The sequence below is a fragment of the Pseudomonas sp. R3-56 genome (assembly GCF_051132075.1).
GTDB lineage: Bacteria > Pseudomonadota > Gammaproteobacteria > Pseudomonadales > Pseudomonadaceae > Aquipseudomonas.
Map to the genome: position 1 here is coordinate 528,093 of NZ_CP071657.1, position 24,675 is coordinate 552,767.

Sequence of the window (24,675 nt, forward strand, 5' to 3'; positions counted from 1 at the left end):
GAACAGCCTGGCAACGAGCAGCTCGACTACCGATTGACGTGCCCCGAGGCTTGGGGCACCGTTCCGGCAACTTTACTGTCGGGCCCGGTCGCCATGCCTCATATTCTGATTGTCGAAGACGAAGCCGCCATCGCTGATACGCTGGTGTTTGCGCTGCAGGGCGAGGGCTTTGACACCACCTGGTTGAGCCTGGGAGCCGCGGCCCTGGAGCATCAGCAAAAGACTCCGGCGGACCTGATTATTCTCGACGTGGGCCTGCCGGATATCAGCGGTTTCGAGACGTGCAAGAATCTCAGACGTTTCAGCGACGTTCCGGTAATTTTTCTTACGGCTCGGGATGGCGAGATTGACCGGGTGGTAGGCCTGGAGATCGGCGCCGATGATTACGTGGTCAAGCCTTTCAGCCCTCGCGAGGTTGCCGCCAGGGTTCGCGCGATTCTCAAGCGCGTGGCGCCGCGGCCTTTCGCGGAAGCGGGTTCGGCGTTGTTCCTGGTGGACAGTGACCGCGTGCAGATTAGCTATCGCGGCAAGCCGCTAAACCTCACTCGTCATGAATTTCGCCTGTTGAACTGCCTGCTGGAGCAGCCTGAGCGGGTCTTCAGTCGCGAGCAGTTGCTCGACGCCCTGGGCGTGGCCAGCGATGCCGGCTACGAGCGCAGCATCGACAGCCACATCAAGAGCCTGCGCGCCAAGTTGCGCCTGGTCCGCGCCGAGGCCGAACCGATCCAGACCCACCGGGGCCTTGGCTACAGCTACAGCCCGGGCCACAGCTGATGTCGCTGGGTATCCGGATTTTCCTGGCCTACGTGCTGTTCATCGGCCTGGCCGGGTATTTCGTGCTCAACACGGTGATGGAGGAGATCCGTCCCGGTGTGCGCCAGTCCACCGAGGAAACCCTTGTGGACACGGCCAACCTGATGGCCGAGATCCTGCGGGACGATTTCAAGGCCGGGACGCTCAGCCAGAACCGCTGGCCGCAATTGCTCAGGTCCTATGGCGAACGCCAGCCGGCGGCGACGATCTGGGGATTGCCAAAAAACCAGGTCAACCACCGCATCTACGTCACGGATGCCAATGGCATCGTCGTGCTCGACTCCAGTGGCGTGGCGGTGGGCCAGGATTATTCGCGGTGGAATGACGTCTACCTGACCCTGCGCGGCCATTACGGCGCTCGTTCGACCCGCAACGATCCGGACGATCCGGCGTCGTCGGTGATGCATGTCGGGGCACCGATCCGCGACAACGGAAGAATCATCGGTGTGGTCACGGTGGCCAAGCCCAACAGCTCGTTGCAACCTTATATCGACCGCACGGAGCGGCGCCTGCTGGCGTACGGTGCCGGGTTGATCGGCCTGGGCCTGTTGCTGGGCGCCTTGCTGTCCTGGTGGCTCAGCGCGGCTTTGCGTCGGTTGACTCGTTATGCTCAAGCTGTCAGCCAGGGGCGGCGGGTGGAAGTGCCGCATTATCGCGGCGGCGAATTCGAGCAACTGGCGGGCGCCGTCGAACACATGCGCACCCAGCTCGAAGGCAAGGCCTACGTCGAGCGTTATGTGCACACCTTGACTCATGAACTGAAGAGCCCGCTGGCCGCGATTCGCGGCGCCGCCGAGCTCCTGCAGAGCGACATGCCCGCCGCCCAGCACCAGCGCTTTGTCAGCAACATCGACAGCGAAAGCGTGCGCATGCAGCAATTGATCGAGCGCCTGCTCAACCTGGCCCAGGTCGAGCAGCGCCGGGGGCTGGAGGATATCGTCGCGGTGCCGTTGGCGGCGTTGGTCGATGAACTGCTGGAAGCCCGCGGCGGCTGGATCGAAAGCCGTCAGTTGCGCATAGAGCGATACATCGCCGCTGATCTGACGCTGACCGGGGAGGCCTTCCTGTTGCGCCAGGCCCTGGGCAATTTGCTGGAAAACGCCTTGGACTTCACCCCTGTCGAGGGCCTGTTGCGCATCAGCGCCGAGCGCCTGGGCAGCCGCGTCGAGATCCGTCTGTTCAACCAGGCCGAGCCGATTCCCGACTACGCACTACCGCGCCTGAGCGAGCGGTTTTATTCCCTGCCGCGCCCGGGCACCGGGCGCAAAAGCACAGGCCTGGGGCTCAACTTCGTCGAGGAAGTGGTGCAGTTGCATGGTGGTGAATTCGGCATTGGCAATGTCGAGGGTGGGGTGGAAGTGGTGCTGCGGTTGCCCTGACACCACAAAATCCATCTGAAAAAGCAGTCACTTGTGTGCGAGCTTGCTCGAGATGGCTGTGTGTCACTCAGCACAGTTGGTGCTGTTCTACCGCTATCGCGAGCAAGCTCGCTCCCACAGGAACCGGTTCTCCACACAATCTCCACATTCCCCTCATAAACCGCCCACACAGCCGCGCCAGACTCTTCCCCATTCGAACAGGGAGAGCCCCACATGAACCGCAGCCTCGCTATAAAACTGGGCATGATTGCCCTGTTGATTCTCTTGCTGATGATCCCGCTGTTGATGATCAACGGCCTTATCGATGAGCGCCAGGAGCTGCGCGATGGGGTGTTGCAGGACATCGCCCGCAGTTCCAGCCACAGCCAGCAGTTGATCGGCCCGATGATCGTGGTGCCGTTTCGCAAGGACGTGAAGGTCTGGAATACCAACGAGAAGACCGGCGTGCGTTTCCTCGAAACCGTCGAGCAAACGGGCGAGTTGTATTTCCTCCCGGAGCAATTTGAGCTCGACGGCCAGATCCGCACCGAAACACGTGCCCGGGGCATCTACGAAGCGCGCTTGTTTCATGCCGACAACCGGATCGATGGCCGCTTCAAAGTGCCGGAACGTTATGGCGTCGCCCCGAAGGATTTCGCCGATTACCGCTTTGACGAGCCGTACCTGAGCGTCGGCATCAGCGACATCCGTGGCATCGAGAACGCATTGACCCTGACGCTGAACCAGCAGACGGTCGATTTCCTTCCCGGTTCGCGGCTTGGCTGGCTGGGGCAGGGCGTACACGTGCCGTTGCCGATGATCACCGCCCAGGGCAGCCCCGAACTGACCTTCGGTTTCGACCTGCGCCTGCAAGGCACCGGCGAGCTGCAGATCCTGCCGGTGGGCAAGTCCACCAAGGTGCACCTGTCCGCCGATTGGCCGCACCCGAGCTTCATCGGCAATTACCTGCCGGTCAATCGCGAGATCAATGAACAGGGCTTCAATGCCGACTGGCAGACCTCGTTTTTCTCCACCAACCTTTTGGAAACGCTGCAAGCCTGCGATCCCAGCGATGGTTGCGAAGCGTTCCGCAGTCGTGCGTTCGGTGTAAGTTTCGTCGATCCGGTGGACCAGTACCTGAAGAGCGACCGGGCGATCAAATATGCGCTGCTGTTCATCGCGCTGACCTTCGCCGGGTTCTTCCTCTTCGAAGTGCTCAAGAGCCTCGCGGTGCACCCGGTCCAGTACGCATTGGTCGGCGTGGCGCTGGCGTTCTTCTACCTGCTGTTGCTGTCATTGTCGGAACACATTGGCTTCACCCTGGCGTACCTGGTATCGGCCAGTGCCTGCGTGGTGCTGATTGGCTTCTACGTCTGCCATGTGCTGCGCAGCGTGAGCCACGGCCTGGGATTTTCAGCGGGGTTGGCGGGTTTGTACGGACTGCTTTATGGCCTGTTGAGCGCCGAAGACTACGCGCTGTTGATGGGCTCGCTGCTGCTGTTCGGCCTGCTGGGCGTGTTCATGGTGCTGACCCGCAAGCTGGATTGGTACGGGGTGGGCGCGAAGCCGGCGGCTGCGATGAGTTTTGATCTGGGAGAGGTGAAATGAGCCGGTCGTTGGGGCTGCGGGAGGACCAGCGGGTGGGGGAAATGCTGGTGATGCGAATTGTCGGGTTGTTTCCGTTATATCCGGTGCGCGGCCTTCGCGAGCAGGCTCGCTCCCACAAGAGAGCAACACAATCAAATGTGGGAGCGAGCCTGCTCCGGGCGGCGTTCCGACGAAGAGGCCGGTGAGCCAAGGCAGTTTTAGACCCGGGGCACCGTCTCGACCATCGAAGGCCGCAAACTGACCTCGGAAAACCACGCCGCCAGCTGCGGATTGTTCTCGCGCCATTCCAGGTCGGCATGGCGCAGGTCCAGGTAACCCAGGGCGCAGGCCACGCTGATGGAGGCGACGTCGAAATGGCTGGCCAGTTCGGCAATCGCCTCGGATTCGAGCGTGGCGAGGGCGCGACGAATCTTGTCCCGCTGCGCATCGAGCCATTCGTCCCAGTGTTTTTCCACGGGACGCAGAGCGGTCTCGTAGCGGATCATCACCGCCGCGTCCATGATCCCGTCGGCCATGGAGGCCAGGGTCAGGCGCCGCCAGCGCGCGGCGCCCTCGCGCGGGATCAGCGGGTTGCCGACGTGTTGGTGGTCGAGGTAGTCAAGGATGACGCGGCTGTCGTGGATCACCGTTCCGTTGGCCAGGCGCAGGGCCGGGATCTTGCTCAACGGGTTGTCACCGATCAGCGCCAGGTCCGGCTTGACTGGCGTGAGTTGGCTGAGCTGCAAGGCGACGCGATCCTGCTGGCCGGTTTCGTGCAGCAGCACCAGGACCTTGCGGACGAAGGGCGAAGCGGGGTTGTGGAACAGGGTCATGCTGGGGGTGGACATGCAGAACATCCTCGATTGGGCGGGCTGGGCTTAGCCTAGACAGTTGCGGGTCTGCTGGCGAGTAACGAATCGATTGGTGTATTCCACTGTGGGAGCGAGCCTGCTCGCGAAAGCAGAGGGTCAGTCAGCATGAATTTAACTGACTTATCGCCTTCGCGAGCAGGCTCGCTCCCACAGGGTCCGCGCCTGGCTGGGGTTATCCGCGTTTGATCAAGCCCCAGGTCCCAAGCAGGGTCGGGATTCCCAATCCAACCCAGCTCAGCGCATCCCAGGCGCCGTCACCGAGCAATGCGCTGAACAGCCCCGCCGCGCTCAATGCGCCGATCACCACGGGAATGCCAAACACCTTCCAGAAATTCGACTGCCGGGGCCTCACGAGGTTACCTCCGCGCCGACGGTCGTGCGCTTGGCGGCTTTACGTCGCACCACCCACAGATAAACGCCACTGCCCAGGACGATGATGGTCAGCACATCCAGGGTTGCCCAGAAAATCTGCATTGGCCGGCCACCGTAGTCGCCGAAGTGCAGCGGCAGGGACAGGCTCATCACGTCCATGTACCACGGTCGCTCGGCCACGGCGGTGACGTCCAGGGTGCTGGCGTCGATCAGGACAGGGGTGAGCAGGTGTGAGGTCAGGTGGGTGTCGCCCTTCATGAACACGCTGTAGTGATGCTCGCTGGAAAACAGCGTGCCGGGGAAGGCGATAAAGCTGGGCTCCATGCCCGACGCGACTTCCTTGGCAATGTCGAGCAGGCGGGTCGCCGGCGCCAGTTGTGTCAATGGCGGGGCGTTGCGGTACGGCTCGACCATCGCGCTGAGGCTGTCGTTGCGCCACGCGGCGATGATCAGGTCGGCGCAGGCGGCAATCACGCCGGTCACGCCCACGGTCAGCGCCCAGACCAGGGTGACGACGCCGATCAGGTTGTGCAGGTCGAGCCAGCGCAGGCGGGTGGATTTGTCCTGGCGCACCGTGCCGAAGTTCAAGCGCCGCATGAACGGCAAGTACAGCACCACGCCGGAGACGATGGCAATCACGAACAGAAACCCCATGAACGCCAGCAGCAACTTGCCCGGCAGCCCGGCGAACATGTCCACATGCAGGCGCAGCATGATCATCATGAAACCGCCGTTGGCCGAAGGCATTTCCAGGGCTTCGCCGGTGCGCGCGTCGAGCATGAAGGTATGGGACGAATTGGGTTCGGTGCCCGGTGTCGGCGCCATGATGGTGATCACGCCATTGGGGTCGTCTTCGTCCCAGCCGAAATACTGGACCACTTCACCCGGACGATGAGCCTTGGCTTTTTCCACCAGTTGTTGAAGATCCAACGGCGGCGTGCCGGCCGGCATTTCCCGCAGCTGCGGGGCATCGCCCAACAGATGCTCGATTTCATGATGGAAAATCAGCGGCAGCCCGGTGATTGCCAGCATCAGCAAGAACACCGTACAGATCAGGCTGCTCCAGGTGTGGACAAAGGACCAGCGGCGAATGGTTTTGCTTTTCATGATCGATCCGAATGCAAAAGGGCACCTGCAGCAACAACTCTGTTCATTTTGGATTGAGTATCCATCGTGGCGAGGGAGCTTGCTCCCGCTGGGTTGCGTAGCAGCCCCAAAAGCTTAGGACCGCTGCGCAGTCCAGCGGGAGCAAGCTCCCTCGCCACGGTTTTCCTTATACGAACAGCATTGCCCGACAGCGCGGCCTAAAAGATTTTGCAAATGCTAACCGTTTACCATTTGTAATTCACGCTGGCGACGACGTTGCGTTGGTCTCCGTAGTAGCAATAGAAGCCGTCACAGGTGGACAGGTATTCCTTGTTGAAGATGTTTTTCGCGTCCACCGCCACGGTGACGCCCTTGAGGGTCTTGTTCAAACGGCCCAGGTCGTAATGGGCCGAGGCGTCGTACACGGTGTAGGAACCGACATGCCCCCAATCGGTGTTGGTGGTGTTGCCGTAGGTGTCGCCGACATAACGCACGCCGGCACCCACGCCGAACCCGTCCAGCGGGCCGTTGTGCCAGGTGTAGTCAGCCCATGCGGTGGCCTGGTTACGCGGAACCTGGGCCATGCGCTTGCCTTCTTCGGCCGCGGTGCCCTTGGTGATTTCGCTGTCGTTGTAGGTGTAGGAGCCGACCAGCTTCAGGTTGTCGGTAACGTCGCCCGAGGCTTCCAGCTCAAGTCCGCGCACCTGGACTTCACCAACCTGGCGGGTGACGTTGTTTTCGGTGACGGAGTTGTTTTTCTGGGTCAGGTCGAACACCGCAGCCGTCAACAAGGTCTTGGTGCCGGGTGGCTGGTACTTGATACCCGCCTCGTACTGTTCGCCTTCCGTCGGCTTGAACGCTTCGGTGCTGTTGACGCTTGAACCTGCCGCCGCCTGGAACGACTGGGCGAAGGAAACGTAGGGCGTCACACCGTTATCGAAGACGTAGCTTAACGCCGCGTTGCCGCTGAATTTCTTGTCGCGCTGGGTGTTGGTGACATTGTTCTGGTTGTGGAACACGGTGCCGGTGTGAATCCAGTCTTCACGACCACCAAGGGTCAGGCGCCACTTGTCCAGGGCAATCTGGTCCTGGAAGTACAGGCCGGTCTGGTTGGTCTTCTGGTTGTAGTCATACATCGTGAAGTACTGGACGTTGGAAAAATCCTGTCCGTAGGTCGGGTTGTTGATATTGCTGGTCGGCACGCCAGTCGAACCCCAATCCCAACGCGAATTGCTGTTCGAGCGCTGGTGATCCAGGCCCAGCAACAAGGTGTGGCTCAGATCACCCGTCTGGAAGTCAGCCTGGAAGTTGTTGTCCACGGCGAACTGGCTGATGTCTTCGTCGATCACGCTGGCGCTGCGCTTGACGTTGCCGTCGGCGTCCACCGATTGGTCCGGGCCATCCGGCGAGAACTGACCGCCGGCGGAGATGCCCTGGGTTTCCAGGTCGCTCTTGGTGTAGCGCAGGTTCTGGCGGAACTGCCAGGTGTCGTTCAGGCGGTGTTCAAAGGCATAACCGAGCGCGTAGTAGGTGCGGTCGTAGAATTCCCAATCCGGGTCACCGAGGTTCTTGTGATGGGAAATCTTGCCCGCCGGCGACGACAGCTTGGTGCCTTGCAGGGGCAGGAATTGCCCGGTGATGCCGGTGTCATCGCGGGTGTATTGCGACAGGAATGTCAGGCGGGTGTCGTCGTTGATGTTCCAGGTCAGGCTCGGGGCGATGTTGTAGCGCTTGTCCGGGATGTGATCGATCTGGGAGTTACTGTCGCGCACGGTACCGCTGAGCCGGTAGAGGAACTGGCCTTCGTCGTCGACCTTGCCGGTGCTGTCGAAGTTGATCTGCTTGTGCTCGTGGCTGCCGGCCTGCAACTCCACTTCATTGCTGCTCTCGGCTTGCGGGCGACGACTGACCATGTCGAGCATGCCGCCGGGTGGCGTCTGGCCGTAGACCGACGACGCCGGGCCTCGAAGCACGGCGATGCGCTCAAGGTTCCACGGCTCGATCTTCGGGGTGATGTAGTTGCCCTTGGGCAGCGGCAGGCCATCGAGGAACTGGGTCGGCACGAAGCCGCGCACCAGCAGCCAGTCGTTCCGCGAGTCCGAACCGTAGCCGCTGCTCTGCACGCCGGCGGTGTAGCGCAGGGCATCGTTGAGGTTGAGCACGGAGCGGTCGTCCATCTGCTGGCGCGTGACCACCGAGACCGAGCGCGGCAGTTCGACGATCGGCGTGTCGGTCTTGGTGCCGGCGGCGGTGCGGGTGACCGCATAGCCTTCGGTCGGGCCCCAGGCGGTTTCGCTGACGCCGGCGCCGATCACGCTGGTTTCCGGTAGCACCATGACGCCCTCTGGCACGGCCACCAGGCTGTAGGTGCCGGCGCTGCTTTGTTCCAGTTGCAGGCCGGTGCCGCGCAAGGCTTCACGCAGCGCACCGGTGGCGTCGAACTGGCCTTGGACCGGCGCCGAGGTTTTACCCGAAGCCAGCGCCGGGTTCAGGCTCAGGGCAAGGCCGGCCTGGCTGGCGATCTGGTTCAGGGTGCTGGCCAATGGCGCGGCGGGAAGATTGTAGGCGCGCACGCTGGACGCCTGCTCGGCGGCCAGCAACGGACCGCTGGCCAGCGGGGTGGCGAAGGCGATGGCGACGGCCAACAGGCTGGGGCGCAACAGGGTGTCTAGCGGGCGGGACATACGGCGGCTCCTGAATGGAAATATTTCTCAATTGCCTGTGTGCCGGATGAAAACCGAAAAGTGATAGGGGGGGGTGAAAATAATTTAGATTCAGATTGCGAGCGGTTTGATGGTGATGCAACTGGCCTCTTCGCGAGCCGGCTCGCTACCACAGGGGTACGCATTACCTGGTGGGAGCGAGCCTGCTCGCGAAGGCGTCATCTCAGACGCAACATCTTCTAGCGCTTGGCCTCGACCCGCGGCGCCACCACCACCCACCAGCGCGTGTGATGCTCGACCTGCACCGGCAAGGTCGGCAGCAAAGCGGTCAACGCCAGGTTGGTGTCATGCAGCGGGAAACTGCCGGTAATGCGCAGGTCCGCTACCTTGGGCTCGACGCCCAGGTAGCCGCGCCGATAGCGCGCCAACTCACGGACCAGGTCTTCGAGTCGCGCGTCGTCCACCACCAGCATGCCGCGAGTCCAGGCATCGGCGCCGGGGCTCAGGGCCAAGGTTGGACCGAGGCCGTCGCGGCGCATCAGCACCTGCTGGCCTTCGCGCAGGATCTGCTCCTCGGCGGTCGCTTGCGGATGCGCGGCCACCGCGGATTTCAACACGCTCAGGCGTGTACCTTGGTCTTCGAGCCTGACCAGAAAGCGCGTGCCCAGGGCGCGCATGCTGCCCTCGCGAGTCTCGACGATGAACGGGCGCGGATCGTTGTGGCCGGTTTCCACCAGGATCTCGCCTTCCTGCAGGATGACGCGCCGCTGCTTGTCGTCGAAACGCACATCCAACGCGCTGTGAGTGTTGAGGTTGATCAGCGTGCCGTCGGCCAGGCGCAACGTGCGCTGTTCACCGGTGGCGGTGCGCTGGTCGGCCAGCCAATAATCCAGCGGCAGGTAACGCTCGCCAGCGAACAGCGCCAGGCCAATGACCGCGACGACGCTGGCCAGGCCGCTGCCGATCTTGCGTACCCGCCGCCGGATGCTGACCCGCGATTGCAGCAGCGCCGCACGCGCCGGGCCGCTGGCGGCGCTGAAACGCTGGTCGAGCATGCCCAGCTGTTGCCAGGCGCGTGCATGCTCCTCATCGGCGGCGTGCCATTGAGCGAAGGCTTCACGCTCCTGAGGGCTGCCATTGCCTGAGTCCAGGGACAATTGCCAGGCGATGGCCGCGTCCAACACCCGCGCCGACACTGGCTTGGAAGAGGCCATGGTCATGTCGGCTCACCGTAAAGGGCGATGTAGCACTGCCGCACGCCTTGGGCCAGGTATTGGCGCACCCGCGGCACCGAAACCCCCAGGCGCTCGGCGATTTCAGCGTGGCCGAGGCCGTCGAGGCGGTTATAGAGGAAGGCCGCACGCGCCTTGCTCGACAGTTTGCCAAGCAGACGGTCGATGTTCCTGAGGTCTTCGAGGATCATCTGCTGCTCCTCTACCGAAGGTTGCTCAGCCTCGGGAATCAGCATCAGTTCGGTCAGGTAAGCCTGCTCCAGCGCGGCCCTGCGGAAATAATCAAACAGCAGGCCTTTGGCGATCGCCAGCAGAAACGCCCGGGGCTCGCGCGGTGGCTGCAACCCGTCACGCCCCAGCAGCCGCACGAAAGTGTCCTGGCTCAGGTCTTGCGCCCGCTGTGGACACGCCACGTTGCGCTGTAGCCATGCCAATAGCCAGCCGCGATGGTCACGGTACAACGCACCAACCAAATCACTCTGAGGACTGGGGACTGACGACACGGAGCATCACCGACGTATTAAGTAACGAGAATTGTTCGCGATTGTGGCAGAGGCGGGGGCTGGAAAGCAATTGGCGCTGGTCGGGATAAAACTGTGCACTTCTGTGGGAGCGAGCCTGCTCGCGAAAGCGGTCCATCCAATACGTTGGTGCCGGCTGACAAACCGCCTTCGCGAGCAGGCTCGCTCCCACAAAAGCCTTGTTGCTTTAATTAAAGCGAAGGCGCCTGCTGCCGCCGTTTCCACTGCCCCAGGCGCTGTTGCAGGTCGAGCGCGCTGTGGATGTCCTGCTGGCGGGCGCGGCTGAACAGGATCAGCGCCAGTTCCGCAGTGGCGAGGGCGTCGGCGCTGGCGTTGTGGCGCTCGAAGACTTGCAGCTTGAACCAGTCGATCCACTCGTCCAGGCCTGACTTGCGCAGATTGGCTTGCGGGCAAAGCATCGGGGCCAGGTCAGCCACGTCCAGGAACGGATGCAGCAGCCGGTAGCCCAGATAATCTTTCATGGCGCGTCCGAGCATGTGCGAATCGAACGGCGCATGGAACGCCAGCAATGGGCTGTCGCCGACGAACTCCATGAATGCCACCAGCGCTTCGGCCGGGTCGCTGCCGGCGGCGATGGCACTGGGTGCCAGGCCATGGATCAGTACGCTTGGCCCAAGCTTCTGCTGGTCGCATTGCAAGGTTCGCTCGAACTGCTGGCTGAAGTCGATGGCGCCGTCTTCAATGACGACCGCACCGATGGACAGCACCTGATCCTTGTTCAGGTTGAGGCCGGTGGTTTCCAGGTCGACCACCACCCACCGTTGTTCCCGCAGGCTGCGCTCCGTCAATGGCGCGCCGGCGGGCAGATTGTCCAGGCGCTGCTGCAATGCGTCCGAGAGCATCGGCTGGACCGGGCGCAACCAGGAAAACAGACTCACAGTTGGTACCTCACGGTCAGGCTGCTCTGCAGGCGTTGGGCCTGGCGCAGGGACTCACGCAGGATGCGCCGGTCCAAGTGGTTGAGGCTGTCCGGGTCGACGCGGTTGGAGTAGGGCTGGTTCTCCCGCGTTTGCAGCTGATGCTGTTGCATGCGCGTCTGCTGGATAAAGTGATAGGCCTCTTCATAAGCCGCGCCGTCCAGTGGCTCGATCACCTCCTTGACGACCAGTTGCCGCAAGCGCTCCAGAGTATTGTTGGCCTCGATGCCGTTGGCCAGCGCCAGCAGGCGGGCGCCGTCGACGAAGGGGGTCAGGCCTTGTACTTTGAGGTCGAGCGTCGCCTTCTCGCCGTTCTTGCGGCTCAACACAAAATCCCTGAAGCGGCCAACGGGCGGGCGATGGCGAAGCGCGTTCTCGGCCAGCATGCGTTGGAACAGGCGATTGTCGGCCACCTGATCGAGGATCTGCCGGCGCAACTGCTCGCAGCCTTGCTCGTCGCCCCACACCACCCGCAAATCGAAATAGATGCTCGAACCCAGCAGGTTCTCCGGGGTGGCCTCACGGACAAAGGCTGCGAAGCGGCGTGCCCATTCGGCGCGGGACAGGCACAACTCGGGGTTGCCGGCCATGATGTTGCCCTTGCACAACGTGAAGCCGCACAAGGCCAGGCTCTGGTTGATCTGCTGGGCGATGGGCAGCAGCAGGCCACGGATCTGCGCCGCATGGGCAGCGTCCCGGGCTTCGAACAGGATGCCGTTGTCCTGGTCGGTGTGCAGGGTCTGTTCGCGGCGGCCTTCGCTGCCAAAGCACAGCCAGCTGAACGCAACGCCCGGGTCGCCCTTCTCGGCCAGGGTCAGCTCGACGACCCGGCATACGGTGTGGTCGTTGAGCAGGGTGATGATGTGGGTGATCTGGGTCGATGACGCGCCATGGGCCAGCATGCGCTCCACCAGTTGACCGATTTCGCCGCGCAAGGTCACCAGGTTCTCGATCCTGGGGGCGTTGCGGATCGTCCGGGCCAGGTGCACCAGGTCGACGCGCTGCAGGGAAAACAGGTCCCGCTCCGAGACCACGCCGCACAAGCGCTGGTCCTTGACCAGGCAGACGTGGGCAATGTGGCGCTCGGTCATGGCGATGGCCGCATCGAAGGCGCTGTGGTCAGGCGACAGGAAAAACGGTGCCTGGGTCATGTGCATGGCGATCGCCCCGGAAAAATCCCCGGTACCGTCGGCCACGACCTGACGCAGATCGCGCAGGGTGAAGATCCCGACCGGCGCCTTGTGTTCGTCCACCACCACGATGCTGCCGACTTGCTGCTCATGCATCAGCTTGACGGCTTCGCGCAACGGCGTTTCGGGGCTGCAACTGACCGGGTGACGCATTGCCAGCTCGCCCAGGCGGGTATTGAGGGAATATTGCGTGCCCAGGGTCTGCGCGGATTTCTGCTGCACTTGCTGGTTGACCTGATCGAGCAGGCTGCTGACCCCGCGCAAGGCGAAATCGCGAAACGGGCCGGACAGGGCGAACAGCTTGATGAAGGCCAGTTTGTTCAACTGCAGGCAGAAAGTGTCCTCGCCGGCCCGGTGCTCGGTGCGGGTCGCTCGCTCACCCAACAGGGCCGCGAGGGGGAAGCACTCGCCGGTGGTGATCTCGAAGGTGGTCTCGGTACCGCCCTTGGCCGAGTGCGGTCGCTCGCCCACTACCCGGCCTTGCTTGACGATGTAGAAGTGCTCAACCGGACCGTCGGCCGGCTTGATAATGGTTTCGCCCGGGGCATAAAAACGCAGCAGGCATTGTTCGACCAGGTAGGCCAGGTGGGCATTTTCCATCTGGTTGAACGGGGGGAAGCGCTGGAGAAACAGCAACGTACCCTGGATGTTCTGCAACACCGCGGTTTTCCCTGCCTGGATGAAGGCGTCCGCTTTTTTCATAACCATTACGCAGTCTTTTTCGAATTGTTGTGGTCGGATCTGTTCCCCATGGTCGGCCCCTGAGCGCAGGGTGCCCATTGGACGTAAGTCTAGGTCGCGGCAATGGGAGCGAAACCAAGGAAAACTCCCAGGCCTTGCGTCGAAAAATTCTTCCTGGAATGTACTTGGAAAAAAATCCGACGAAGTGCACATTGAAGCGCCGCAGAACGATGTCTGACCACTGTGCCAGGGGATCGATTCGAGAACGTAGAGAGCATCATGTCCGACCACGATATTTTGAGTGACGCCGAGCGCGAGGCGCTGAGTGCCGTCATGCTGGAACCCGACCTGCCGCCGCAGCGAGTCCTGATTGTCGATGACGACAAGGACGCCCGTGAGCTGCTGTCGGAAATCCTGGCATTGGATGGCATACGCTGCATGACCGCCGCCAGTGGTGAAACCGCACTCAGGATGCTGGAAACCAAGCCCGCCATCGGCCTGCTGATCACCGACCTGCGCATGGGCAATGTCGATGGCCTGGAGCTGGTGCGCCTGGTACGCGAGTCGGAGCGGGCGGCGCTGCCGATCATCATTGTGTCGGGCGATGCCGACGTGAAGGACGCCATCGAGGCGATGCATCTGAGTGTGGTGGATTTCCTGTTAAAGCCGATCGACACCGACAAGCTGCTGGGGCTGGTCAAGCATGAGTTGGGGATGGATCTTTAAGATCGTCTGTGGGAGATAGCTTTTGTGGCGAGGGAGCTTGCTCCCGCTGGGCTGCGAAGCAGACCCTTTTTCCAGAACTCGGAATCTAATTGACTGTATTGCGGTCGCTGCGCAACCGAGCGGGAGCAAGCTCCCTCGCCACAAAAAGCAGTTGGATATCGCAAATGAAAAAGCCCTGATCGCAAGATCAGGGCTTTTTATTTGCCGCGATTACCGCTCAATCACAACCCATTGGCTGCCTTGAACTCGCGACGGCGACGGTGCAGCACTGGCTCGGTATAGCCGTTCGGTTGTTTGGTGCCTTCGATCACCAACTCGACCGCCGCCTGGAAGGCGATGTTGCTGTCGAAGTCTGGCGCCAGCGGGCGATACAGCGGGTCGCTGGCGTTCTGGCGATCGACCACCGGTGCCATGCGCTTGAGGCTCTCCATCACCTGGTCCCGGGTGACGATGCCATGGCGCAGCCAGTTGGCGATGTGCTGGCTGGAGATCCGCAGCGTTGCACGGTCCTCCATCAGGCCGATGTCGTTGATGTCCGGCACCTTGGAGCAACCGACGCCCTGGTCGATCCAGCGCACTACGTAGCCAAGGATGCCCTGGGCATTGTTGTCCAGTTCATGCTTGATCTGCTCGGGCGTCCAGTTCGGGTTGACCGCCAGCGGGATGGTCAGGATGTCGTCCACCGAGGCGCGGGCACGCTTGGCCAGCTCGGCCTGACGGGCGAATACATCGACCTTGTGATAGTGCAACGCGTGCAGGGCGGCAGCGGTCGGCGATGGGACCCAGGCCGTGTTGGCGCCCGCCATCGGGTGGGCGATTTTCTGCTCGAGCATCGCGGCCATCAGGTCCGGCATGGCCCACATGCCCTTGCCGATTTGCGCGCGGCCTTGCAGACCGGTGCTCAAACCGATGTCGACGTTCCAGTTTTCGTACGCAGCGATCCACTTCTCGGCCTTCATGTCGGCCTTGCGGACCATCGGGCCGGCTTCCATGGACGTGTGGATTTCGTCGCCGGTGCGGTCGAGGAAACCGGTATTGATGAACACCACGCGCTCGCTGGCCGCCTTGATACACGCCTTGAGGTTGACCGTGGTACGGCGCTCCTCATCCATGATTCCGACTTTCAGCGTGTTGCGCGGCAGGTTCAGCACGTCTTCGACGCGGCCGAACAGTTCGTTGGTGAACGCCGCCTCTTCCGGGCCATGCATCTTCGGCTTGACGATGTACACCGAGCCGGTGCGGCTGTTGCGGCGCGAGGTGTTGCCGTTGAGGCTGTGGATCGCGGCCAGGCTGGTGATCAGCCCGTCGAGGATGCCTTCCGGCACTTCATTGCCGTCCTTGTCCAAGATCGCGTCAATGGTCATCAGGTGACCGACGTTGCGCACGAACAAAAGCGAACGGCCGTGCAGTGTCACGCTCGACCTGTCCGCGGCGGTGTAGACGCGGTCAGGGTTCATGGTCCGGGTAAACGTCTGGCCGCCCTTGGCGACTTCTTCCGACAGATCGCCTTTCATCAAGCCGAGCCAGTTACGGTAGATCACCACCTTGTCATCGGCATCGACGGCGGCGACCGAGTCTTCGCAATCCATGATGGTGGTCAACGCGGCTTCCATCAGGATGTCTTTGACGCCGGCGGCGTCGGTCTGCCCGACCGGAGTGCTGGCATCGATCTGGATTTCGAAGTGCAGGCCGTTGTGCTTGAGCAGCACGGCGCTCGGCGCCGACGTATCGCCCTGGAAACCGATCAGTTGGGCATCGTCGCGCAGGCCGCTGTTGCTACCGCCCTTGAGGGTCACGACGAGCTTGCCGTCGACGATCTTGTAGGCAATGGAATCGACGTGGGAGCCGGCCGCCAACGGGGCTGCTTCGTCGAGAAAGGCCCGGGCGAAGGCGATGACCTTGTCGCCGCGGACCTTGTTGTAGCCTTTGCCTTTCTCCGCGCCATCGGTTTCGCTGATCGCATCGGTGCCGTACAGCGCGTCGTACAGCGAACCCCAGCGGGCGTTCGAGGCGTTGAGGGCGAAACGGGCGTTCATCACCGGCACCACCAACTGCGGGCCGGCCATGCGGGCAATTTCGTCATCGACATTCTGGGTCGTGGCCTGGAAATCCGCCGCTTCTGGCAGCAGGTAACCAATGTCTTGCAGGAAGGCTTTGTAAGCCACGGCGTCGTGGGCCTGGCCGGCACGAGCCTGGTGCCAGGCATCGATCTGCGCCTGGAAATCGTCGCGTTTGGCGAGTAGGGCTTTGTTCTTCGGCGCCAGGTCGCGGATGACCTTGTCGGCGCCGGCCCAGAATGCGTCGGCGGTGAGGCCGGTTCCGGGAATGGCTTCGTTATTCACGAAGTCGAACAGGACTTTGGCGACCTGCAGGCCACCGACTTGAACGTGTTCAGTCATTGCTTGCCTCACTCTGCTCAGCTATTGCGCTTTTCAGCTCTTCGATTTGGACAATGAAGCCTCGGGACATTTAAACCACAAACCCCTGGACCAGTACATGCCATTGCTGGCGGCTGGGTTAAGCCTTGCTGACGGGGCTTTCAGGGATGCGACTGGCCTGGGCAGACATCGGTGCAACATTAGGCATTGCGGTTATGTAGTGCCCGCTGCGGCATACTACATGATCAGTTACGGTTGTGAAAATCAGACTAATTGCGTCGTTCCGCGACCGACTAAAGCACTACAGTCACGGCGCGGAACCGGATGTTCTCAAAAAACTGTTGGATTGTTCCAGATAAATCTAATATTCGTACACATATACCTGTGGCAAGGTAGCGCGACCGTGTGGATTTTCCGCCTTGCCTATACTGTCCGTTCCATCAACAGAAGGGCTGCGCCATGGACCATCTCGTCATCACCGTTTTCGCCCCGGACAAACCCGGGCAGGTCGAGCGCATCGCTGAGTGTATTGCCGAGCACGGCGGCAACTGGCTGGAAAGCCGTATGTCGCACCTCGCCGGGCAATTCGCCGGGATCCTGCGCCTCAGCGCCCCGGCTGAATCTCATGAAGAACTGATCGAGGCTTTGCATGGGCTGGCGGCTCATGGCATTCGTGTGCTGATTGCCGAGAATGCGATCGAAGAATCCTGCACCTGGAAACCCATCGCCATGGAACTGGTGGGCAATGACCGTCCCGGCATCGTGCGCGACATCACGCGCCTGTTGAGCGAGCAGGGGGTGAACGTCGAGCGGCTGGTTACCCATGTTCGACCCGCGCCGATGAGCAGCGAATTGTTATTTCATGCCGAGGCGATTCTTGGAGTGCCCCTGACCTTGTCACTGGACACCCTGCAGGAGCGGCTGGAAACGCTGGCTGATGAATTGATGGTCGAGCTGAAACTCAGCGACGAAAGCTGACGCAGGTTATCCAAGGAAAAGCTGCGCCTGCCTGTGGATAACCTGTAGAGACCCGGCGCCAGCCCAGGCCCGCCGTGCCTCAGCCAGTGATGGTCAAAAAATCACCAGTTTTCAAAGGCTTGTGCACAAACGCCGGGGATCACGTTGTGGATAACCTTGGGAAGGATAAGCGCAGGCCACGCCGGACGTGGCCTGGAGAGATGTGTTGGTTTTTTGATCAGGAGCGCCGGCGCATGCTGACCACCGCGTCGATGCTGTACACCGCCAGACCGGCCCAGATGAACAGGAACGCCACCAGTGTGCTGGACGATAAATGTTCGTCAAACAGAAGCACCGCGAGCAGCAGCACGAGCGTCGGCGCGATGTACTGCAAGAAACCCAGCGTGGTGTAGGGCAGGTGCCGCGCCGCCGCGTTGAAGCAGACCAGAGGCACCAGCGTCACGGGACCGGCCGCCACCAGCCACCAGGCTTCGGAAGTCGTCCAGAAAGCCGCCTGGGCGCTGGTGGCGGCCGGGTTGAACAGCAGCCATGCGATAGCAATCGGTACCAGCATCCAGGTTTCCACCACCAGCCCTGGCAAGGCCTTGACCGGCGCCTGCTTGCGGATCAACCCGTAGAAGCCAAACGTCAGCGCCAGCATCAGCGACACCCACGGCAGACTGCCCACCTGCCAGACCTGTTGCGCCACGCCAATGGCTGCCAACGCCACCGCGACCCATTGCATGCGGCGCAGCCGCTCGCCGAGGATCAACATGCCCAGCAACACGTTGACCAGCGGATTGATGTAATAGCCCAGGCTGGCTTCGAGCATGCGACCGTTATTCACCGCCCAGACGTAGGTCAGCCAGTTGACGGCGATCAGCGTGCCGCTCAGGGCCAGGATCGCCAGGCGCCGCGGATTGTCCCGCAGCTCGCGCCACCAGCCCGGATGTTTCCAGACCATCAGCAGGGCCGCGCCGAACAGCGCCGACCAGAGTACCCGGTGGATGATGATTTCCACCGATGGCACGTTGGCGATGGCTTTGAAATAGATGGGGAACAGACCCCAGATGATGTAGGCGCTCAGGCCCAGGATATACCCGCGACGCGGGTTGACGGCTTGCATGCAGAATCCTTGCTTAGGCAGCTAACAAAGAAGTGATTGTAAGTAGATTTGTCTGATTGTGCTGGTGCCTTATGAATGTTGCACGCAACCCCTGTGGGAGCGAGCTTGCTCGCGATGGCGGTGTGTCAGTCGACAGATATGTTGCATATCTAAACGCTATCGCGAGCAAGCTCGCTCCCACAGGGATTTGGGGGGCCATTGGATCAAAAAAGCTTCAACGGCTCTTCCTGAAGCGCCGCCAGTTGCTCGCGCAGCGCTAACACCTGATCGCCCCAGTAACGTTCGCTGCCGAACCAGGGGAAGCTTCGCGGAAACGCCGGGTCATCCCAGCGGCGCGCCAGCCAGGCGCTGTAGTGCATCAGGCGCAGGGCGCGCAGCGGTTCGATCAGGGCCAATTCGCGCGGGTCGAAATCATGGAATTCCCGGTAGCCGTCCATCAATTCCGATAGCTGTCCGAGGCATTCCTGGCGATCCCCGGCGAGCATCATCCACAGATCCTGCACGGCCGGGCCCATGCGGCAATCGTCGAGGTCGACGATATGGAACACCTCGTCGCGGCACATCATGTTGCCGGGGTGGCAATCGCCGTGCATGCGGATGTTCTGGTGGGGCGTGGCGGCGTAGGCATCTTCGACACGCTTGAGCAGATCCCTGGCCACTGATTCGTAGGCCGGCAGCAGGCTGCGGGGGACAAAGCCGCTTTGCAGCACGGTCTCCAGCGAGTCATGGCCGAAGTTCCTCACGCCCAGTGCTTCGCGATGCTCGAATGGCCGGGTCGCGCCGATCGCGTGAAGCCTTCCGAGCAACTGGCCCAGACGATAGAGCTGGTCGAGATTGCCCGGCTCCGGCGCCCGCCCGCCGCGACGGGGGAACAGGGTGAAACGAAACCCGGCGTGCTCATGCAGGCTGACGCCGTTATGGATCAGCGGCGCCACCACCGGCACTTCGCAGTCGGCCAGCTCGAAGGTAAAGCGGTGTTCTTCCAGGATCGCTTCGTTGGTCCAGCGCTGGGGGCGATAGAACTTGGCGATCAGCGGTTCGGCGTCTTCGATGCCGACCTGATAGACACGGTTTTCGTAGCTGTTGAGCGCCAGCACGCGGGCGTCGCTGAGAAAGCCGATGCTTTCAACGGCATCGAGTACCAGGTCGGGCGTAAGGGTTTCAAACGGATGGGACATGCTGACTCCTGCGCAGCGGCAGGGCTGCCGCGTCCGACCCGGCATGGTAGCGCAAAGCAGTCATGATTGGGTCGGTGGGAGTTGCGTCGCTCTTCGTGGCGAGGGAGCTTGCTCCCGTTTGGGTGCGCAGCGCCCACAAAAAAATGGGGTCGCTGCGCAACCCGGCGGGAGCAAGCTCCCTCGCCACAAAGACGGCTGCGTTCCCACGCAGAGCGTGGGAACGCTCAGCGTCAGCCGCCGATGATCCCGCCATCCTCGCGCGTAATCACCATCACTGACGACCGTGGCTTGCCATTGGGCAGGTGCTCGGGGAACGTCGAACCGCCGTTTTCCCCAGGGTGCTGGATGCCCACGAACAAGGTCTTGTAGTCCGGCGCGAAGCTGATCCCGGTGACCTCACAACCCACCGGTCCGACCATGAAGCGGCGGATCTCACCGCTGTTGGGGTCGGCGCAGAGCATCTGGTTGTTGCCCATGCCGGCGAAGTCCCCGGCGTTGCTTGAGTCGCCATCGGTCTGGATCCACAGCCGGCCGGCTTTGTCGAAGCCCAGGCCGTCGGGGCTGTTGAACATGTTTTGCGCATTGACGTTGGACGATCCGGCCTTGGGCGTGCCGGCATGCACCGTCGGGTTACCGGCGACCACGAACAGATCCCACTCGAAGGTCTTGGAAGCGTGATCGTCGCGGTCGGTGCGCCAGCGCAGAATCTGCCCGTAGACATTTTTGGCCCGAGGGTTGGGCCCGTCCACCGGTTGGCCTTCTTCGCCGCGCTTGGAGTTGTTGGTCAGGGTGCAATAGACCTGGCCATCCTTCGGGCTCACCACGATCCACTCCGGGCGGTCCATGCGGGTGGCGCCAACGGCGGTGGCGGCCAGGCGTGCATGAATCAACACTTCAGCCTGGTCATTGAAGCCCTTGCCGGCGTCGAGGCCATTCTTGCCATGGGTCAGTTCGATCCACTGGCCCTTGCCTTTCGGATGGTCCGGGTTGCCGTCGCCGGCGTCGAAGCGCGCCACGTACAACGTGCCGTGGTCCAGCAGGTCGCGGTTGGCCTTGGGATTGCGGCGGTCGATGCGATCGCGGCTGACGAACTTGTAGATGAACTCGCCACGCTCGTCGTCGCCCATGTACACAACGGCGCGCCCGTCACGGGTTTTCGCCAGCGCGGCGTTTTCGTGTTTGAAGCGGCCCAGGGCGGTGCGTTTCACCGGCGTGGACTTCGGATCGAACGGGTCGATTTCAACCACCCAGCCGTGACGATTGAGCTCGTTGGGGTTTTTCGCCAGGTCGAAACGCGGATCGAACAGATGCCAGTTGATTTCGCGGCTGGTGACGGTAGCGCCGTAGCGCTTTTGCGCCTCGTCGAATTTCAGATCGGCGTTGCTGCTGCCGAAGCAGTCGGTGAAGTTTTCTTCACAGGTCAGGTAGGTGCCCCACGGCGTCATGCCGTTGGCGCAGTTCTGGAACGTCCCCAGCGCTTTTTTGCCGCTCTTGTCGGCGCTGGTTTTCATCAGGTCGTGACCGGCAGCCGGGCCGCCCAGGCGAATCGGCGTGTTGCCATGGATCCTGCGGTTGTAGCGCGAATCCTGGACGAACTGCCACTGGCCACGGCGCCGCTGGATCTCGATGACCGACACGCCTTCGCTGGCCTGGGCCTTGTGCACGTCTTCGGCGGACTGCGGCTGGCCGCCATGGGGGAAGAGGTAGCGGTAGTTGGTGTATTCGTTGTTGATCGCCATCAGCGCCCGGTTGTCCTCGCCGGGAAACGGGAACAGGCTCATGCCGTCGTTGTTGTCACCGAATTGCATTTCTTGGGCGCGGGCGGTGCCATTGCCGCTGGGGTCGAATGCCGGGGCATTTTTTTGCAGTGGCTGGCCCCAACTGATCAGCACCGAGGCTTTGTAGCCTGGCGGCAAGGTAATGGTGTCGGTCGTGGCGGCGGCAATGCTGTCAAAGCCCAGCAACCTTTTGTTGCCTTCGCTCACGGCGGCGGCCATGACGCTGCGGCTCAGCAGGTTGCCGCCCAGGAACATCGCCGCGCCGCACAGAGCGCCTGCGCCGATGAAGCGGCGACGGCTCAGGCCGACGATCTTTTCCAAGTCGGTGGATTGGTTTTCTTCTAATAGGCTCATCATCAGGCTCCCTGCTGGTTTTGGCAGTCACCTTAAAGCGGGTCGATGAAGTTTATGTTTCAGCGCGCTACAACGGTGTGCCGAGCAGCACATTTGCAGGGGAAAAACGCACTTGCACCGGTGAGCCGGCGTCGAGGTTTCGTCGAACCAGCTCAAGCGGGTCTGCAAGGGCACACAACGTCTGGCCGTTGGGCAAGCCGATGCGCACTTCATTGGGACCATCCGCAGCGACCGCGATGTGCTCGATCACGCCTTGCAGACTGTTGGCCGAGCAATCGTCCGGCTGGTCGAGTGGATACAACGTCAGCCAGCCGGCCTTGATCAAGGCCACCACTTCGGTACCGAGGCCCAGCTCCAGGCGCAACGTGCTGTCGTGGGTGATCTGCGCGTCGATGAGCAAGCCGCGCGCCAGTTCCAGGTGTATCCGGTCGTTGTGGCCCTGGGCCTGGATGCCGACGACCTTGCCATGCAGTTGGTTGCGCGCGCTGGTGCGCAACATCAGGCGGCTGAGCAGGCCCAGGTCACCGGCGTCCTCGCTCGCTTCCAGCAACTGCGCCTGCAATACCTGCAAGCGCTGATAAAGACGCAGCACACGCAGGCCTTCTTCCGACAGTTTCGCGCCGCCGCCACCCTTGCCGCCAACGCTGCGCTCGACCAATGGCCGGTCCGCCAGGTTGTTCAACTCATCGATCGCATCCCAGGCCGCCTTGTAGCTCAGCCCGGCACTTTTGGCGGCCCGCGTGATGGAACCCTGCTCGGCGATGTGCTGTAACAGGGCGATGCGTTGTGGACGGCGGACGATATGTTGGCTCAACAGCGTAGGCAATGACATGGTGCAAACCCTGTACGGGACGGATGCAGGACGTTGGCGCCTTGGCCACTGCACGTCAAGCCGGATCACCGGGTTTCGGCGTGCGCGCCAGGCAATACACGTCGACCCGAGCGGCACCGGCATCGAGCAGCAACCGGGCCAGTGCCTGCGCCGTGGCGCCGGTGGTGAGTACATCATCGACCAGCGCCAGGTGACGGTTGTGCAACGTCGCGCCGGGCGCTAAGGCAAAGGCCTGGCGCAAGTTCCGGCGCCGGGCCCGGGCATCCAGGACCTGTTGGGCCGGGGTGTCCTGGACGCGCAACAGCAGGTCGTCTTCGCAAGGGATCCGCAGCGCTGCGCTGAGCCAGCGGGCCAGCAGCGTCGCCTGGTTGAAGCCGCGCTGGCGCAAGCGGCGTGCCGCCAGCGGCACTGGCACCAGCGCATCGGGCCGCTCCAGGCCTTCGTCGAAATGGTGCTGCAGCGATTGCGCCAGCAACTCGCCAAGCAGTCGACCGAGGGGCCATTTTGCCTGGTGCTTGAAGCGGGTAATCAGGCTGTCCACCGGAAAGTCGTAGGCCCATGGCGCCAGGACCCGCTCGAAGGCCGGAGGCCGCGCGGCGCATTGGCCGCAACGGAGCCCGGCCATGGGCAGCGGCAGGGCGCAAACGGCGCAATGCTCGCCGAGCCAGGGCAGTTCGCTTTCGCAAGGGGTGCAGATGGGTTGCAAGGTGTCGGTGGATTCGCCGCACAGCAGACAGATCTGTTTGTTTTTTAACCAGATGTAAACCGGATCTTTGTATCGTGGTTGACAGCGCATGGCTCTTCCTTAAATATGCCGAACATCCGTGTCGCGCCTGTGGGTATTCCGTTCCCCAGGCGCTTGCCAAGCATAATCAAGGAAATGCCCATGAGCGCCAGCACCACTGCCAACCTGCGTCATGACTGGTCTTTGGCCGAAGTCAAAGCACTCTTTGTCCAGCCATTCAATGACCTGCTCTTCCAGGCGCAGACCGTGCACCGCGCGCACTTCGATGCCAACCGCGTCCAGGTTTCGACCCTGCTGTCGATCAAGACCGGCGCCTGCCCGGAAGATTGCAAATATTGTCCGCAGTCCGGCCACTACAACACCGGTCTGGAAAAAGAGAAATTGCTCGAAGTGCAGAAGGTCCTCGAAGAGGCCGCGCGCGCCAAGGCCATCGGTTCGACCCGTTTCTGCATGGGCGCGGCGTGGAAACATCCGTCGGCCAAGGACATGCCCTACGTGCTGGAGATGGTCAAGGGGGTCAAGGCCATGGGCCTGGAGACCTGCATGACCCTGGGGCGTCTCGACCAGGAGCAGACCGAAGCGCTGGCCCAGGCCGGCCTGGATTATTACAACCACAACCTCGACACCTCGCCGGAGTTCTACGGCAGCATCATCACCACCCGCACTTACAGCGAGCGCCTGCAAACCCTGGCGTATGTACGTGATTCGGGGATGAAGATCTGTTCCGGCGGGATCCTGGGCATGGGCGAGTCCCTGGACGACCGCGCCAACCTGCTGATCCAGCTGGCCAACCTGCCGGAGCATCCAGAGTCGGTGCCGATCAACATGCTGGTGAAAGTCGCCGGCACGCCGCTGGAAAATGCCGAGGACATCGACCCGTTCGATTTCATCCGCATGCTCGCCGTGGCGCGCATCCTCATGCCGAAATCCCATGTGCGCTTGTCCGCTGGCCGCGAAGCCATGAACGAGCAGATGCAAGCCCTGGCGTTCTTCGCTGGCGCCAACTCGATTTTCTACGGCGACAAATTGCTGACCACCGCCAACCCGCAGGCCGACAAGGACATGCAACTGTTTGCGCGCTTGGGCATCCAGCCGGAAGCTCGCGAAGAGCATGCCGATGAAGTGCATCAGGCGGCCATCGAGCAGGCGCTGGTGGAGCAGAAGAGCAGCGAGCAGTTCTACAACGCCGCTGTTTGATTGCTCACCGATTCCCTGACTGGAAGTGCAAGACGCTGTGGGAGCGAGCTTGCTCGCGATGGCAATGGAACATTCAACATTTATGTCGACT

The 24,675-nt window shown here is 62.1% G+C and carries 20 protein-coding genes; 6 read left to right on the forward strand and 14 right to left on the reverse strand.

The window, feature by feature from the left end:
• Window positions 1–93: 93 nt before the first annotated feature.
• The 3 genes from creB to creD all read left to right on the forward strand — a co-directional run bounded on the left by creB (window position 94) and on the right by creD (window position 3,779).
• Entirely contained in the window at window positions 94–774 is a 681-nt protein-coding gene (gene creB / locus J3P96_RS02495; protein ID WP_434655131.1) for a two-component system response regulator CreB, read from the forward strand.
• Window positions 774–2,192: a two-component system sensor histidine kinase CreC gene (creC, locus tag J3P96_RS02500; RefSeq protein ID WP_434655132.1), complete on the forward strand. Its 1,419-nt coding sequence runs from the start codon at window positions 774–776 to the stop codon at window positions 2,190–2,192. Before creB ends, creC begins: the two co-directional genes overlap by 1 nt.
• A gap of 213 nt (window positions 2,193–2,405) precedes the next feature.
• On the forward strand, window positions 2,406–3,779 hold the full coding sequence (gene creD / locus J3P96_RS02505; protein ID WP_434602048.1) for a cell envelope integrity protein CreD: 1,374 nt from the start codon (window positions 2,406–2,408) through the stop codon (window positions 3,777–3,779).
• A gap of 197 nt (window positions 3,780–3,976) precedes the next feature.
• Here creD and J3P96_RS02510 read toward each other — a convergent pair whose 3' ends face one another.
• The 8 genes from J3P96_RS02510 to J3P96_RS02545 form a co-directional block, all read right to left on the reverse strand.
• Entirely contained in the window at window positions 3,977–4,606 is a 630-nt protein-coding gene (locus J3P96_RS02510) for a glutathione S-transferase (RefSeq protein ID WP_434655135.1), read from the reverse strand.
• A 196-nt stretch (window positions 4,607–4,802) separates the two neighbouring features.
• Window positions 4,803–4,982: a hypothetical protein gene (locus tag J3P96_RS02515; protein ID WP_434655136.1), complete on the reverse strand. Its 180-nt coding sequence runs from the start codon at window positions 4,980–4,982 to the stop codon at window positions 4,803–4,805.
• Window positions 4,979–6,109 (reverse strand): PepSY-associated TM helix domain-containing protein, encoded by a 1,131-nt coding sequence (locus J3P96_RS02520; RefSeq protein ID WP_434655139.1) that lies wholly within the window; start codon window positions 6,107–6,109, stop codon window positions 4,979–4,981. Before J3P96_RS02520 ends, J3P96_RS02515 begins: the two co-directional genes overlap by 4 nt.
• A gap of 224 nt (window positions 6,110–6,333) precedes the next feature.
• Window positions 6,334–8,772 carry a TonB-dependent siderophore receptor gene (locus J3P96_RS02525; RefSeq protein WP_434655141.1) on the reverse strand — a complete coding sequence of 813 codons (2,439 nt, stop codon included), beginning with the start codon at window positions 8,770–8,772 and terminating at the stop codon, window positions 6,334–6,336.
• 218 nt (window positions 8,773–8,990) lie between these two features.
• Window positions 8,991–9,971: a FecR domain-containing protein gene (locus J3P96_RS02530; RefSeq protein ID WP_434655143.1), complete on the reverse strand. Its 981-nt coding sequence runs from the start codon at window positions 9,969–9,971 to the stop codon at window positions 8,991–8,993.
• Window positions 9,968–10,486 carry an RNA polymerase sigma factor gene (locus J3P96_RS02535; protein ID WP_434655145.1) on the reverse strand — a complete coding sequence of 173 codons (519 nt, stop codon included), beginning with the start codon at window positions 10,484–10,486 and terminating at the stop codon, window positions 9,968–9,970. The genes J3P96_RS02530 and J3P96_RS02535 overlap by 4 nt, the downstream gene beginning before the upstream one ends.
• 209 nt (window positions 10,487–10,695) lie before the next feature.
• Entirely contained in the window at window positions 10,696–11,403 is a 708-nt protein-coding gene (locus tag J3P96_RS02540; protein ID WP_434655147.1) for a 3'-5' exonuclease, read from the reverse strand.
• On the reverse strand, window positions 11,400–13,340 hold the full coding sequence (locus J3P96_RS02545; RefSeq protein ID WP_434655149.1) for a putative nucleotidyltransferase substrate binding domain-containing protein: 1,941 nt from the start codon (window positions 13,338–13,340) through the stop codon (window positions 11,400–11,402). Before J3P96_RS02545 ends, J3P96_RS02540 begins: the two co-directional genes overlap by 4 nt.
• 252 nt (window positions 13,341–13,592) lie before the next feature.
• On the opposite strand from J3P96_RS02545, the gene J3P96_RS02550 reads away from it, so the two are divergent.
• A complete protein-coding gene (locus J3P96_RS02550; protein ID WP_434571351.1) occupies window positions 13,593–14,039 on the forward strand; it encodes a response regulator in 447 nt (148 codons plus the stop codon).
• A 221-nt stretch (window positions 14,040–14,260) separates the two neighbouring features.
• Here J3P96_RS02550 and J3P96_RS02555 read toward each other — a convergent pair whose 3' ends face one another.
• On the reverse strand, window positions 14,261–16,438 hold the full coding sequence (locus J3P96_RS02555; protein WP_434655151.1) for a malate synthase G: 2,178 nt from the start codon (window positions 16,436–16,438) through the stop codon (window positions 14,261–14,263).
• 438 nt (window positions 16,439–16,876) lie between these two features.
• Here J3P96_RS02555 and J3P96_RS02560 point away from each other — a divergent pair, with 438 nt between their 5' ends.
• On the forward strand, window positions 16,877–17,395 hold the full coding sequence (locus J3P96_RS02560; protein WP_434571355.1) for a glycine cleavage system protein R: 519 nt from the start codon (window positions 16,877–16,879) through the stop codon (window positions 17,393–17,395).
• A gap of 217 nt (window positions 17,396–17,612) precedes the next feature.
• Here the strand turns inward: J3P96_RS02560 and rarD are convergent, their stop codons facing one another.
• The 5 genes from rarD to J3P96_RS02585 form a co-directional block, all read right to left on the reverse strand.
• Entirely contained in the window at window positions 17,613–18,500 is an 888-nt protein-coding gene (gene rarD / locus J3P96_RS02565; RefSeq protein WP_434655153.1) for an EamA family transporter RarD, read from the reverse strand.
• A 203-nt stretch (window positions 18,501–18,703) separates the two neighbouring features.
• On the reverse strand, window positions 18,704–19,678 hold the full coding sequence (locus J3P96_RS02570; protein WP_434655156.1) for a serine/threonine protein kinase: 975 nt from the start codon (window positions 19,676–19,678) through the stop codon (window positions 18,704–18,706).
• A 230-nt stretch (window positions 19,679–19,908) separates the two neighbouring features.
• On the reverse strand, window positions 19,909–21,810 hold the full coding sequence (locus tag J3P96_RS02575; RefSeq protein ID WP_434571359.1) for a PhoX family protein: 1,902 nt from the start codon (window positions 21,808–21,810) through the stop codon (window positions 19,909–19,911).
• Between the two features lie 67 nt (window positions 21,811–21,877).
• The gene (locus J3P96_RS02580) at window positions 21,878–22,642 is read right to left on the reverse strand and encodes a TOBE domain-containing protein (protein WP_434655158.1); all 765 of its coding nucleotides are present in this window, start codon (window positions 22,640–22,642) and stop codon (window positions 21,878–21,880) included.
• A gap of 55 nt (window positions 22,643–22,697) precedes the next feature.
• A complete protein-coding gene (locus J3P96_RS02585; RefSeq protein WP_434655160.1) occupies window positions 22,698–23,438 on the reverse strand; it encodes a ComF family protein in 741 nt (246 codons plus the stop codon).
• Window positions 23,439–23,528: 90 nt separating this feature from the next.
• Here J3P96_RS02585 and bioB point away from each other — a divergent pair, with 90 nt between their 5' ends.
• Window positions 23,529–24,584, forward strand: coding sequence for a biotin synthase BioB (gene bioB, locus J3P96_RS02590; protein ID WP_434627635.1), 1,056 nt, complete (start codon window positions 23,529–23,531; stop codon window positions 24,582–24,584).
• Window positions 24,585–24,675: the final 91 nt, after the last annotated feature.